Genomic DNA, 12240 nt, shown 5'->3' with positions numbered 1-12240 from the left:
ACCCCCAAACCGTGCCCGACTCAGCACCCAGCGGCTCCGCCCCCCAAACCGTGCCCGACTCAGCACCCAGCGGCTCCGCCCCCCAAACCGTGCCCGAAGGCCCCGTCAGCCGCGCCCACGACGCGCCAGGTTCCGGCCCCACCAGTGGGAACCAGCCCTCCCGGACTCAGGCCTCATCACCTGCCGCACCACAACCGTGCCGGACTCAGGCCCCCACCAACCGCGACCCCGTAGGAGCCCGCAGGGGCTCGGCGAGGTCGGCGAGGGCGCGCTCCAGGCCGTGCAGGTGGGCCAGGGCGGGCTCGGCGGGCTGCTCGGAGGGGCTGCGGACGTGCTCCAGCCGACCCGCGGTGAGCGCCTCGACGGCCGCCTCCACGCGCCAGCAGGCCGCGGCCAGGCGGGCGTCGTGCGAGGCCTCGGGATCGGCGGCGACCGCCACCAGGCCACGCACCTCACGGGCGCAGTCGTCGAGGAGCGCGAGAACGCGGCGGGCACGCCGCTTGCGGGCCGGCATCGGGTTCAGCGGGTGCACCAGCGGGGCCACGGCCAGCCGGACCCGGCCGAGCAGCTGCTCCAGTTCGGCGACGCGGGGCGCCGGGTCGGCCGTGGCGGAGCCCGCGAGCCGGGCGGCCGCCTCCGCCGTGCAGGCGTGGACGCAGCGCAGGGCACGCTGGATCCAGGCGTCCGTGATGGCGTGGGTGGTGACCGGCAGGACGAACAGCACGGCGAGCGCGGCGCCGAGCGCACCCACACCGGTCTCGGCGAGACGCAGCGCGAGCAGACCGGGGTTCAGGACGCCGAGGAGGCCGTAGAGCAGTTCGGCGAGCAGCGTCACCCAGAGCATCATCCAGGTGTAGGAGACGGCGGCCGTGTAGAAGAGGCCGAAGACGGCGACGGCGACCAGGACCGCCGTCGGGACGGGCGCGCCCCCCACGGGGACGGCGGCGAGGAAGCCCAGGCAGATGCCGATCACCGTGCCGAGGACCCGCCGGAAGCCGCGTACCAGTGTCTCGCCGCGCGAGGCGGTGTTGACGAAGATCCACCAGGTGGCGCCGACGGCCCAGTACCAGCGCTGTCCGGACACCAGCTGCCCGACGACGAGCGCGAAGCCCGCACCGGCGGTCGCCTGGACGGCCTGCCGCGTGGTCACCCGGGCGAGGCCACGGCCGGCGGGCGGGGCCGGTACGACGGCCGGGGGCAGCCGGCGCTCGTAGCACCACACGCCGAACCGCACCGCGGCCGCGCTGAGCACGGACAGCAGGACGGCGGCGTACAGCTCGGGCAGCTGGCCCGGGGTGGCGTGCAGGAACTGGGCCACGAAGAAGGTCATGAAGGCGAACACACCGAGGCTGTGCCCGCGCGGTCCCCAGCGGCGCGCGTACACGCCGGCGCCGACGACGGCCAGGAAGACGAGGTCGCGGGCGACGGGCACGGCGTGCAGCTCGGCGGCGGCGGCGAGCACCGGCACGCCCACGGCGGGCAGCAGCGCGGTGGTGACGGCCTGCCCGCGCACGGTCGGGTCGGCGACGGTGAACAGGGCGAGCAGCGCGCCGAGGCCACCGGTGACCGCGCCGACGAGGGAGTGTCCGGCGAGGAAGCAGACGACGACCGCGAGGCCGATGCCGAGGACGGCCCGCGCGGCGAAGCGCAACCGCGCCCGCCCCGGGTCCGGAGCCACGAACATCCTCTTCAGCACTTGCTGCCCTCCCCAGGGAAACCGGACGGAACACGGCACAGAAAAGGCGCCGCGGGGTCCGCAGCGCCATCGACGTCTCCATGAGAGCATCACCGAGGTCACTGGCTCAAGTGAGACCGGAATCGCTGGGCCATCGGATCAGCAGCGCGCAGCTAGTCCAGCCGGGCGGAGGGCCAATGGACCAGGTCGGACGGCATGAGTGGAGGTGGGCCCGCTGAGCCATTGGTACAGTCGTCCATCATGGCCGTGGACGAACTCGACACCCGCATCCTGCGACTGCTCCTGGAACAGCCGCGCACCAGCGTGCGCGAGTACGCCCGTATCCTCGGCGTCGCCCGCGGCACGCTCCAGGCCCGGCTGGACCGGCTGGAGCGGGACGGCGTGATCACCCCCGCCGGCCCCTCCCTCTCCCCCGCCGCCCTGGGCCATCCGGTGCTGGCGTTCGTGCACATCGAGGTCACCCAGGGCCACCTGGACGACGTCGGGGACGCGCTGGCCGCCGTACCGGAGATCGTGGAGGCGTTCTCGATCACGGGCGGCGGCGATCTGCTCGCCCGGGTGGTGGGCCGGGACAACGCCCATCTGGAGGACGTCATCCAGAAACTGATCAGCCTGCCGGGCGTGGTGCGCACGCGGACCGAGGTGGCGCTGCGCGAGCGCGTCCCGCACCGGCTGTTGCCCCTGGTGGAGTCGATCGGCCGGGCGGCGCGCGCCTGACGCTTGGACTTCACCTGGACGGACAACGAGGCGTACGTCGGCATCGGCAACCAGGACGCGACACGGCTCTGGAAGGAGCGCTACGGCCTGAGCGCGCCGGCCAAGGACCTGCTCGCCGAGCTGAACCGGCGCTACCTGGAGATCGCCCGCACCCGTACGCCGGTCTACCCGGAGATGCGCAAGTTCGTGGAGCTCCTGGCCGCCGACGGGGTACCGATGGCCGTCGCGTCGGGGTCCTCACCGGAGGCGATCGAGGCGATCCTCGCAGGCACGGGCCTGGGCACCTACCTGCGCACCGTGGTGTCCGCCGAGGAGGTGCCGCGCGGCAAGCCCGCCCCCGATGTGTTGCTGGAGGCGGCCCGGCGGCTCGGCGCGGACCCCGGTGACTGCGTGGTCCTGGAGGACGCGGCACCGGGCGCGGCCGCCGCCCACGCGGTCGGCATGCGCTGCGTCGCCGTCCCGTACGTGGCCGCCCAGGCCGACATGCCCGAATTCGCCACGGCGACCCTTCTGCTGCGCGGCGGCCAGACGGAGTTCACGGCGCAGTCGGCGTACGCGTGGCTCCGGGCCACGGCCGGGTCCCACTGAGCACCACCGGCACCGGTCGGCCCCGTCCTGCTTTGGGCGTTCCCGCCGTGCGCGGGAGGCGATGGCTGCCTAGCGTGATCCCATGACCACAGACCGGGGCGGACCGGCCCCGCACGACCGACGGTGGAAGGCGCTCGCCGTCTGTCTGACCGCGGCCTTCATGACCTTGCTGGACACCTCGATCGTGAACGTGGCGCTGCCCTCGGTCGAACACGGACTGCGCGCCAGCACGGCCGAGCTGTCGTGGGTGATGTCCGGATACGCCCTCACCCTCGGTCTGGCCCTGGTCCCGGCAGGGCGGCTCGGTGACCTGCGCGGACGGCGCCAGACCTTCCTGGCCGGGCTCGCGCTGTTCACGCTGGCCTCGGCGGCCTGCGGGCTGTCCTCCGGCGCCGCCTGGCTGGTGCTGTTCCGGCTGGTCCAGGGAGCGTCGGCGGGCCTGATCGCGCCCCAGACCTCGGCGCTGATCCAGCAGATGTTCCAGGGCGCGGAGCGGGCCCGCGCGTTCGGCATGATGGGCAGCACCATCGGCATCTCCACGGCGGTCGGCCCGCTCGCGGGCGGCCTGCTGATCCAGACGGCCGGCGGCCCCGACGGCTGGCGCTGGGTGTTCTACGTCAACCTGCCCATCGGCGTGGCCGTCTTCTGCGCGGCGCTGCGGCTGCTGCCCCACTCCACCGGCGCACCGGGCAAGCGCGAGTGCTTCGACGTACCGGGCGTCCTGCTCCTCGGCTCCGGTGTACTCGCCCTGATGCTGCCGCTGGTGCAGGAACAGCAGTGGCACGGACGGCTGAAGTGGGCCCTGCTCCCCGTCAGTGCCGGGCTGCTGGCCGCGTTCTGGGCGTGGGAGCGGCGCCAGGGGCGGCGGGACCGGGCACCCCTGGTCGACCTGCGGCTCTTCTCGCTGCGCTCGTTCACGCTGGGCGCGCTGCTGAGTCTGGTCTACTTCGGCGGCTTCACTACGTTGTTCTTCGTCTACACGCTGTTCCTGCAGAACGGCCTGGGCTACGGCGCGCTGGCGGCGGGCCTGTCGTCCATGCCGTTCGCGGTGGGCTCGGCGGCCGGTGCCGCCGCGGGCGGCCGCCTGGTGGTGCGCTTCGGACGCAAACTGGTCATCGCCGGGCTGTGCACGGTGACGGCGGGGATGCTCGGGGCCGTCGCGGCCGTGCACTGGGTACCGGGGCGGGGCGTGGCCTGGGCCGCCGCGCTCCCGCTGCTCGTCGCCGGCATCGGCTCCGGCCTGACCATCTCCCCCAACACCACGCTCACCCTGTCCCTCGTACCCGTACGGCGGGGCGGAGCAGCGGGCGGGGTACTCCAGACCGCCCAGCGCATCGGCGCGGCGGCCGGCGTCGCCGTGGTGGGCTCGGTGTACTTCGCCCACCTGGCCAACCACGCCAACCCCGCCACCGCACTCCAGTACGGCCTGCTCACCTCGGTCGCCATCATCCTGCTGGCCCTCTGCCTCGCCTTCGCCGACCTGCGGGAACGCCGGGTCCATGCCCAGCCGGAGCAGAGGAGGGAAGCGGCGCGGCAGGAGGCGTGAGGGCAGCCGGGAGGGGCTGACCCGCGCGGGCCGCACGGCACAGGCTGTGTGGGCAGGTCGCAGAGCGCGGCTGCGGCTGCGGTTCTGCGTCGGCGGTATGGCATGGCCTGTGACGTCGAGGACAGTGGCCGCGGGTATCGGTCGCACGACGCCGGGTGGTGTGGCACGAGGCAGATGACCGGCGCGTTCGAAGCCGCCGACCCGGCCCTCACGACCTCCGGCGTGGCTTGCCCCGCTTGGGGGTCTGCTTGCCCCCCGCCGTGCGGGCGCGCTGGTTGCGGCCCGTCGGCTTCGGCGCCGGCTTCTGTCGGGTGCCTGTCGGCTCGGAGCGCTTGCGTTGCTGCTCGGCCGGAGGCTGCGTACGGCCCCGGGTGCTGTTGACGGTGCGGCCGCGGACGATGCCGATGAAGTCCTCCACCAGGTCGGTGGTGGCCTCCTCCGGCCAGGACAGGGCGACGCTCGACTGGGGGGCGTCGGTGACCGGGCGGTAGGTGAGGTCCTTGCGGTGGTGGAGGCGGGCCAGGGACTGCGGGACGATCAGGAGGCCGACGTTCGCGGCCACGAGCTCGATCGCGTCCTCCGTCGTCGCGGGGCGCTCGAAGGCGGGTTCGCCGGGCGGACTGTCCCAGTCGAAGACGTCGTCCAGGGGGTGGAGGAGCACCTCGTCGGCGAGGTCGTCCAGGGTCACCTCCTCCGCGGCCGTGATCAGGTGGTCCTTGGGGACGACGACCACCGTGGTCTCGGTATAGAGGGGGATCGCGCTGAAGAACGTACGGTCCACCGGGAGCCGTACGAGACCCGCGTCGGCCTCGCCCGCGCGCAGCACCTCGGGCGCCTCGGCTGCGGGGACCTGGTCAAGGGTGAGCGGGATGTCCGGCAGGCGCTCGTTCCAGATCCTCACCCATTTGGCGGGAGTCACTCCGGGTACGTACGCGAGCCGGAACGACGGTGATTCCTCCGAGCCTGTCACCAGGCCAGGTTACCGGCCGTGGCTCGCCCTCCGTGACCGGCCGTGGCCTGACCTCCGTCACCGGCCGTGGTCGGCGGCCCGGCACGCGGCCGATACCCTTGACCTCATGAGTTCGCAGCAGAGCACCCAGACGATGAAGCCCGCGACCGCGGCGAAGAAGCTGGGTGTGTACCTCCCCGCCACCCCCGCCTCGTTCCAGGAGGGCGTCGTCACGCGCGCCGAGCTGAACGAGCTGCAGGCGAACCCGCCGGAGTGGCTGAGCGAGCTGCGGCGCAACGGTCCCCACCCGCGTCCGGTGGTCGCCGCGAAGCTCGGCGTGTCCATCGCCGGCCTCGCGCGCGGCGGGGTCACCGAGCCCCTGACCACCGAGCAGATCGAGGCGCTCAAGCAGGAGCGGCCCGAGTGGCTGGAGAAGGAGCGCGCCACTCAGGCCGAGGTCCGCAAGGAGGCCGCGCGGATCAAGCAGCTGCAGGAGGAGAAGCAGCAGCGCGCCGCCGGCCGCTGAATCCTTCTCCGCCTCTCCGGAGCGGCTTTCCCGGAGTCGCCTTGACGGCACCGTTCTTCCAGAACCGTTTTTCCACAACGCCCTCCGGCCCCGGAGGGCGTTGTCAGTGGCCTGCCCTACAGTTCCCGACACTTGATCAACACGGGTGCGGGAGGCACGTATGGGGTGGGTGTCGGCAGGTGACTACGAGGTCGCCCTCGACGGCGGGAAGGTGGTGTGCCGCAACGCGTCCGGGCGGCGGCTGAAGTCGGTGCCGCCGAAGATCGCCGACGATCCCGCGGTCGTGGGCCTCAGGCAGCTCGTCGAGTGGCTGGAGCGGCACGAACGGCAGTGCCTGGCCACGGCCGAGCGGTGGATGGTCCGCTCGCTGCCGGTGCCGCTCGCCGTCGTCACGCGCGTGTGGCCCGACCCGGCGTGGCAGGCAGCGCTGCGCGACCTCGTGGTCACCGGTGCCGACGGGCAGGTCGCCGGCTTCCTGCGGGACGCGGATCCCGAGCGCGGCCTCGGCCTGGTCGACCTCGACGGCGACACCGTCCGCATCGCGCCCGACCTCGTCCGCATCCCGCACCCGGTCCTCCTCGAAGACCTGGAGGAGCTGCGGGAGTTCGCCGTCGAGCTGGGTGTCGAGCAGGGCGCGCAGCAGCTCTTCCGGGAGGTCTGGCACCGCCCGGCGGCGCTCGACGCCGAGGGGACGCAGGTCGAGGAGTACGCCGGCGGCTCGTTCAAGGAGCTGCGCTTCCTGCACGGCCGGGCCGCCCAGCTCGGCTACCGGGTGCGCGGAGGGTACGCCGTCTGTCCCGTCCTGGAGGACGGCCGGGGCGTCGAGGCCCGGGTGTGGGTCGGCGACTACGACGGCTACATGGAGACCGAGACCGGCCCGCTGGTCTGGTCCGACCCGGCCGGACGGGTGCTGAAGCTCGGTCAGGTCGGACCGGTCGCCTGGTCGGAGGGCATGCGCATGGCGGCCGCGCTGTATGCGGGGCGGGACATCGAGGACGAGGAGCGGGCGGCATGACGTACGACGAGACCACGGTGGCCGCTCTGCTGGACGCCGGCGCCGTCCTGCCCCCGGGCAGCACCGCGCGCGAGGACGCCGACAGCCTCACCGCCCGCACCTACACGCATCCCGCCCTCGACGGCCGGCAGGTGGTCCGGCTGGTGCCGGGCACGCTGGGCGAGGCGGAGGATCTGGCGCTGGAGTTCCTGGGCCTCGCCCGTGAGCCCGAGGCGCCCGAGGTGGGGCAGGTGCGCCGGGAGACACTGGGCTTCCCGGCCTGGGCACTGGTCAACGACCCGGCCAACGGGCATCACGCGCTCGCGCTGGTCAAGGACGTCGAGCGGCTGGCCCGGCAGGCCAAGTCCCGCCCGGGCGCGGCCAAGGAGGGTTTCGAGGCGCTCGGCGAGCGGCTGGGCCGGGCCGTGCCTCACTTCCTGCCGACGTTCTACGAACAGGCCGCGCGGGTCTTCCTGGAGCACGAGAACACCACGTACGCCGCCGCGTTCTTCGGCAAGGCCCGCGAGGCCGAGCGGGTGCACGCGCTCGTGGTGGACGAGGAACGGCAGCGCGCGGTCTTCCTGGAGTTCGCCTTCGCCGGTGCGCTGACCGTGAAGGCCCTCAAGGAGCATGTGCGGGACCTCGCCGGGCGGCTCGAACCGGCCGCGGCCTGGGCGCAGTTCCGGCAGCTGATCGTGGAGCGCTGCGCGGCCGGGATGCCGCCGTACGCCTCGCTGCCGCAGGACGCGCGGGGGCTGATCAAGGCGGCGGGCCTGCCCCGGGTCACCGAGGAGTGCGCGCTGGTCGCCGACCTGATCGCCTCCCCCGCCGCGGTCCGCGCGCCGCGCTCCTTCTGGACCGCCTACCGCTCCGTGCTGCCGGTCCTCGCCGAGGAACGGCCGGAGATCCGGCCCCGGTTGCTGGAGATCATGCCCGAAGGTCTGGGCCGGGACGCCGAGGACGAGGAGTTCTGGCTGACCCTGCTCGCGGAGACCGGGGCCGACCGGCTGCTGACGGAGGAGTCGGCGGCGGCCGGGCACGGCACCGATCCGGCGGACTGGCTCAGCCGCTGGGCGTCCTTCCGCAAGCACGGCGGCTCGTACTCCCGCCGCTGCCCGGCCACGCTCGCGCTGGTCGGGCGCATGGCTCCGCTGCTGCGGGCCGCCGGCCGTCCGGTGGACCTGTGCACCGGCCGCTGGCACGCCGGCGCCGATCTCGACCTGCTGGACCTGTGCGCGGCCGAGCGCGTCCCGCTGACGTTGCCGGGCGCGGACGTCCCCGTGTATCTGCCGCTGCCCGAGTGGCTGCTGGACACCCGCACCGGACGGCGTGACCTGGTGGCCGTCGCCGGCGACCCACGGCTGCGGCGCCTGCTGCACCAGGCCGTGGACAAGGTCGGCGGCCATCAGCGCAGCGAGGCGATGCTGAAGACGATCGCCGCCCATCCGGTCCTCTCCGAGGTGCTGCGTCAGTGGCTGGACGAGGCCGTCGGCGACTTCACGCGCGCGGCGGGTCTGCCGGGCGCTCGTGCGGCGCTGGACCGGCTGCGCCCCTTCCGGGTGATCGCCTCCGAGGTCGCGCCGGACGCGGTGGCCCGGGTGGCCGGCCGCGAGGTGGCCCCGCTGCTCGGCCGTACCGTGCGGGCGGGCATCCTCGACGAGCTGGGCTGGCCCGCCCTCGACGAGGCGCTGACGCTGCTCGACGGCCAGAGCAGGAAGGGTGAGGACCACTCGCTGACCGTGCACGAGGCCTGGCCCGCACTGATCCTCTGCCACGGGCGGAAGGCGGTCGTCGTCGGACCGGAGCGGATCCTGCTCGACCACGACCTGCGTCTGCCCCATGACCTGGACCGCTGGCAGCGCCCCCGCTTCCGGTACGTGGACGGGGAGCTGCTCGTGATGTGGCGGCACGGCGGCAAGCAGTACGGCTACTGGTCGGCGCGGCCCGCCGACGTGTTCGAACTCGGTGGCGAGCAGCTGCCCACCTGGTGGTCCGGCCAGGAGGCCGTCGTGCCGTCGATTCCGCTGGCCGGCGGCGGACGGGCCACCGGTGGCCGCACCCTGCACGCGGGTGACACGGATCTGCCGCCGTGCCGCGCGATCATCGGCGACGGCACCACCCTGTGGCGCCAGGGCCGGCAGGGCAGGCAGACGGTTTGGCTGGAGTACGACCCGGTCACCGGGACGCACGGCCGCGCGTCGCTGCCCGCGCTGCTGCGCTCGGCCGTCCGCGAGGACGCCGAACTGCTGCCCGGCGTGTGCGAGGTCCTGCCGCTGCAACCAGGCCTGGAGCACAGCCCGTTCGGCACCGACGGCACGGTGCTCGGGCGCTGGGTGCGCAAGGAGGGCGAGGGCGCCGAGAAGCGCCGTGCGGCCGGGACGCCGGACGGGCGGACCGTGTCGGTCGCGGTGGACCACGACGGCCCGGTGGGCGTTCCCTTCGGTGCGCTGCGGCTGCCCGGCGGCGCCGAGCCGGTCGTCGCCCAACTCGGCGGTTACAGGGCGCAGTTGGGTGGAACCATCGGCCTGTACGCGGGCGACGACACCTCGCTCACCGGCCTGCTGGGCCGGCTGACGCCGAACGACCGCGGCGGTGAGTACGCCGCCGGCACCCGGTTCGTGCCCCCGCTGCCCTTCTGGCACGCGCTGCGTCCGCGCGACGAACAGGGCTCGGCGGTGCTGCGCGCCCTGGCCGACGAGCAGGCCGCGGAGCTGCTGCGGCTCACGGCCGAGGCGCTGAAGCTCCGCCAGGAGGCGCTGAAGGCGGCCGGTTCGGACGAGACGGCCAAGGCCGCCGTGCCGACCGCGGACGCCGTTGCCCTGAAGGCCGTCGAGCAGGTCCTGCCGGACCTGACGGACGAACGGCTGCGCATCGGGGTCGCCACGCTCGTCAGGTCGGCGCTGCGCATCGCCGACTCGGCCACCACCTTCGCGACTCCGCCGAAGGAAAGGCCGGTGCAGGCACGCAACCGGACCGAGGGCATGTTCGCCGACCACAGCCCCGTGCACGGCGACGACCGCACCCTGTACGACGCCCTGTCCGGAGTCGTCGGGCTGCACGGCTGGTGGTACGGCGAGCGGTGGAGCGTGCTCCGCCAGATCCGCGCGGTGAACCACGTGCTGTCCGGCAAGCCCGCCGACGGCAAGCCGCTGCCCGGCCTGGCCCGCATCGGCGCCCTCACGGACGGCTGGACCAGCGAGGAGCACACCGTCCCGGCGATCGGCATGGTGTGGCCGCCGGTCCTGGGTGCGCTGCGGGCGCTGCTGTACCGGGCCGCCTCGCCCGTACTTACCGACGCCCAGCGAGAACCGCTGCTGTTGCTGGCCGAGACCCTGGCCGAGGGTCCGCTCGTCGAGGCCGGCGGCACACTGCGGGAGGTCGTGCTCAGCGAACCGCAGGAGCAGCAGCAGCGCTCCGGCCAGGTGCTGCGCCGGGCCGGCCGCACGGTGGTGATCCTCGGCTCCCACGGTGTCGACATGCAGCGGGAACGGGTCAAGTGGCTGGCGCTGGACCACGATCCGTCCGGGGCGTTCGGCGCGGTCGCGCACTTCACGCTGGAGCAGGAGACGCGGTACGCCCCGACGATCCCCGCCGAGGACCTGACCGCCGTCACCCGCCTGATCCGCGACAAGGGCGCCGCACCCTGGCAGAGCATCGCGCCCGAGGCGCTGGAGGCGGCGACCGGCGGCGCGCTGGGCCCGCTGCAGTCCACCGTGCTCCTCGCCGGGCTGCCGCAGCAGCCCCGCACCGAGGCCCTCGCCGCCATCGGACTCAAGCCCCGGCAGCGGGATTTCGGCGCCGCACTGCTGCACGGGCTGGGCATGGAACGGCGGTCGGCGCTGATCGGCGCGCTGCTGCCGGACGACCCGGCCGCCCTGTGGACGACCGGCCCCGACACGCAGGCCGCGGGACGGATGTGGGCCGACCGGTTCGGCTCGCTGGTCCGGTTGCCGGAGGACCTCAGCGCCGAACTGGCCGGCATGGGCGCCGGAGGCGCCGGGGACGTACTCAACCCGTCCCTCACACCGTGGCTGAGGCGCACCACGGTCCTGCGTCCGGACAAGGACGGCACCCTCGTCCCGGAGGACCCCCAGGCGATGCCGAGCAGCTACGCCCTGACGGGTGCCGTCGGCGCCCTCTCCGCACTGGCGTACGTCCTGCCGTACGGCCACCCGTTGCGTGCCGCCCTGCCGGAGGGCCTCGCGGCGGTGCGGCGCCGGATGTTGGACCCGGAGCTGATGCTCGGCCTGGACGTGGAGTTCACGGAGAAGGGCGGCTCCACCGCCGTGGAGCTGCGCAAGGTGTACGGACTGCCCGCCACGGGCGGTGCGGATGCCTACGGCACCACCCGGGTCGGGGAAGCGCTCGCACTGCGCCCCTCGTACCGCGACACCGAGACCGTCCTCGTCCGGCCGGCCGGGCTGACCGGGCCCGACGACGCCGTGTTCGGGCTGCTGGAAGGCCTGGTGGGTGCGCAGCGCGGCCACGGCCTGCGCATGCTCCGCACGCTTCTCGGCGAGGAGCTGGGTCGCGCGGTCGCGGCGGGCGCCGAGGGCCCCGCGGGTTACGCCCAGGACCCGACGGTCAGCGTGCCCGCGCTCGTCACCGAGGTTGCCGCCGCGCACGGGCTGGGCGAGGACGCGGCCGCGCTCTATCTCCAGTTGCTGGCCCTGCCCGATCCGACGGACCGCAACTGCGCCCGCTGGACCGGCTGGAAGCCCGCACGCCTGAAGAAGGCCCGTGCCGAACTGGCCGCGACGGACCTGGTGGTGGAGGCCAAACGGCCGCGCGCCGGGCGGACCCTGTTCCTGCCGGGCGGCTGGCGCGACCTGAAGTCGCCCGCGCTGCCGGTGGAGACCTGGAAGGAGGGTCTGTACCCGATTCCGGGCCATCAGCGCGCGATACCGCCGGTCCCGGTGCCGGAGCTGTTCACGCGCGCCTGGACCCGCGTCCGCGCGGGCGACGCCCCGGCGTACGAACAGCTGACCACCCGCGCGAACGGGCGGGGGCGGCGGCGATGACGTCCAGTGCGACGGATTCCGCCGTGTCGGGCTCCGCCCTGATGGGCTCGGGCCTGACCGGCTCTGCCGCGCCGGGCCACACCACACCGGGCTGGACCGCGCCGGGCTCCACCGCGCCGATCTCCACCGGATCGGGGTCCGTCGCGTCGGTGTCCGCCCCCCATTCCCCGGCCGCCGGGTGCCGCGTTCTCGCCGCGCCGTCC

General features: G+C 74.1%; 8 protein-coding genes. 6 read left to right on the top strand and 2 right to left on the bottom strand.

Annotated features, from left to right (window positions below; genetic code table 11):
- Nucleotides 1-205 precede the first annotated feature (205 nt).
- Entirely contained in the window at nucleotides 206-1696 is a 1491-nt protein-coding gene (locus tag AB0M27_RS25755) for an FUSC family protein (protein WP_365724491.1), read from the bottom strand.
- Between the two features lie 240 nt (nucleotides 1697-1936).
- Here AB0M27_RS25755 and AB0M27_RS25750 point away from each other — a divergent pair, with 240 nt between their 5' ends.
- The 3 genes from AB0M27_RS25750 (at nucleotide 1937) to AB0M27_RS25740 (ending at nucleotide 4547) form a co-directional block, all read left to right on the top strand.
- Nucleotides 1937-2413 carry an Lrp/AsnC family transcriptional regulator gene (locus tag AB0M27_RS25750; protein ID WP_365724489.1) on the top strand — a complete coding sequence of 159 codons (477 nt, stop codon included), beginning with the start codon at nucleotides 1937-1939 and terminating at the stop codon, nucleotides 2411-2413.
- A gap of 3 nt (nucleotides 2414-2416) precedes the next feature.
- Nucleotides 2417-3001 (top strand): HAD family phosphatase, encoded by a 585-nt coding sequence (locus AB0M27_RS25745; RefSeq protein WP_365724487.1) that lies wholly within the window; start codon nucleotides 2417-2419, stop codon nucleotides 2999-3001.
- An 82-nt stretch (nucleotides 3002-3083) separates the two neighbouring features.
- A complete protein-coding gene (locus AB0M27_RS25740) occupies nucleotides 3084-4547 on the top strand; it encodes an MFS transporter (RefSeq protein WP_365724485.1) in 1464 nt (487 codons plus the stop codon).
- A 208-nt stretch (nucleotides 4548-4755) separates the two neighbouring features.
- Here the strand turns inward: AB0M27_RS25740 and AB0M27_RS25735 are convergent, their stop codons facing one another.
- Nucleotides 4756-5517, bottom strand: coding sequence for a LysR family substrate-binding domain-containing protein (locus tag AB0M27_RS25735; protein ID WP_365724483.1), 762 nt, complete (start codon nucleotides 5515-5517; stop codon nucleotides 4756-4758).
- A 106-nt stretch (nucleotides 5518-5623) separates the two neighbouring features.
- On the opposite strand from AB0M27_RS25735, the gene AB0M27_RS25730 reads away from it, so the two are divergent.
- From AB0M27_RS25730 to AB0M27_RS25720, 3 genes are all read left to right on the top strand, one after another.
- Nucleotides 5624-6022 (top strand): DUF5997 family protein, encoded by a 399-nt coding sequence (locus AB0M27_RS25730; RefSeq protein ID WP_365724481.1) that lies wholly within the window; start codon nucleotides 5624-5626, stop codon nucleotides 6020-6022.
- Nucleotides 6023-6182: 160 nt separating this feature from the next.
- Nucleotides 6183-7037: a DUF4132 domain-containing protein gene (locus tag AB0M27_RS25725; RefSeq protein ID WP_365724479.1), complete on the top strand. Its 855-nt coding sequence runs from the start codon at nucleotides 6183-6185 to the stop codon at nucleotides 7035-7037.
- The gene (locus tag AB0M27_RS25720) at nucleotides 7034-12037 is read left to right on the top strand and encodes a hypothetical protein (RefSeq protein ID WP_365724477.1); all 5004 of its coding nucleotides are present in this window, start codon (nucleotides 7034-7036) and stop codon (nucleotides 12035-12037) included. Before AB0M27_RS25725 ends, AB0M27_RS25720 begins: the two co-directional genes overlap by 4 nt.
- The last annotated feature ends 203 nt before the right edge of the window (nucleotides 12038-12240 follow it).

This window comes from Streptomyces sp. NPDC052107 (assembly GCF_040680215.1).
Lineage (GTDB): Bacteria > Actinomycetota > Actinomycetes > Streptomycetales > Streptomycetaceae > Streptomyces.
This window is presented reverse-complemented; position numbering and strand designations above follow the sequence as displayed.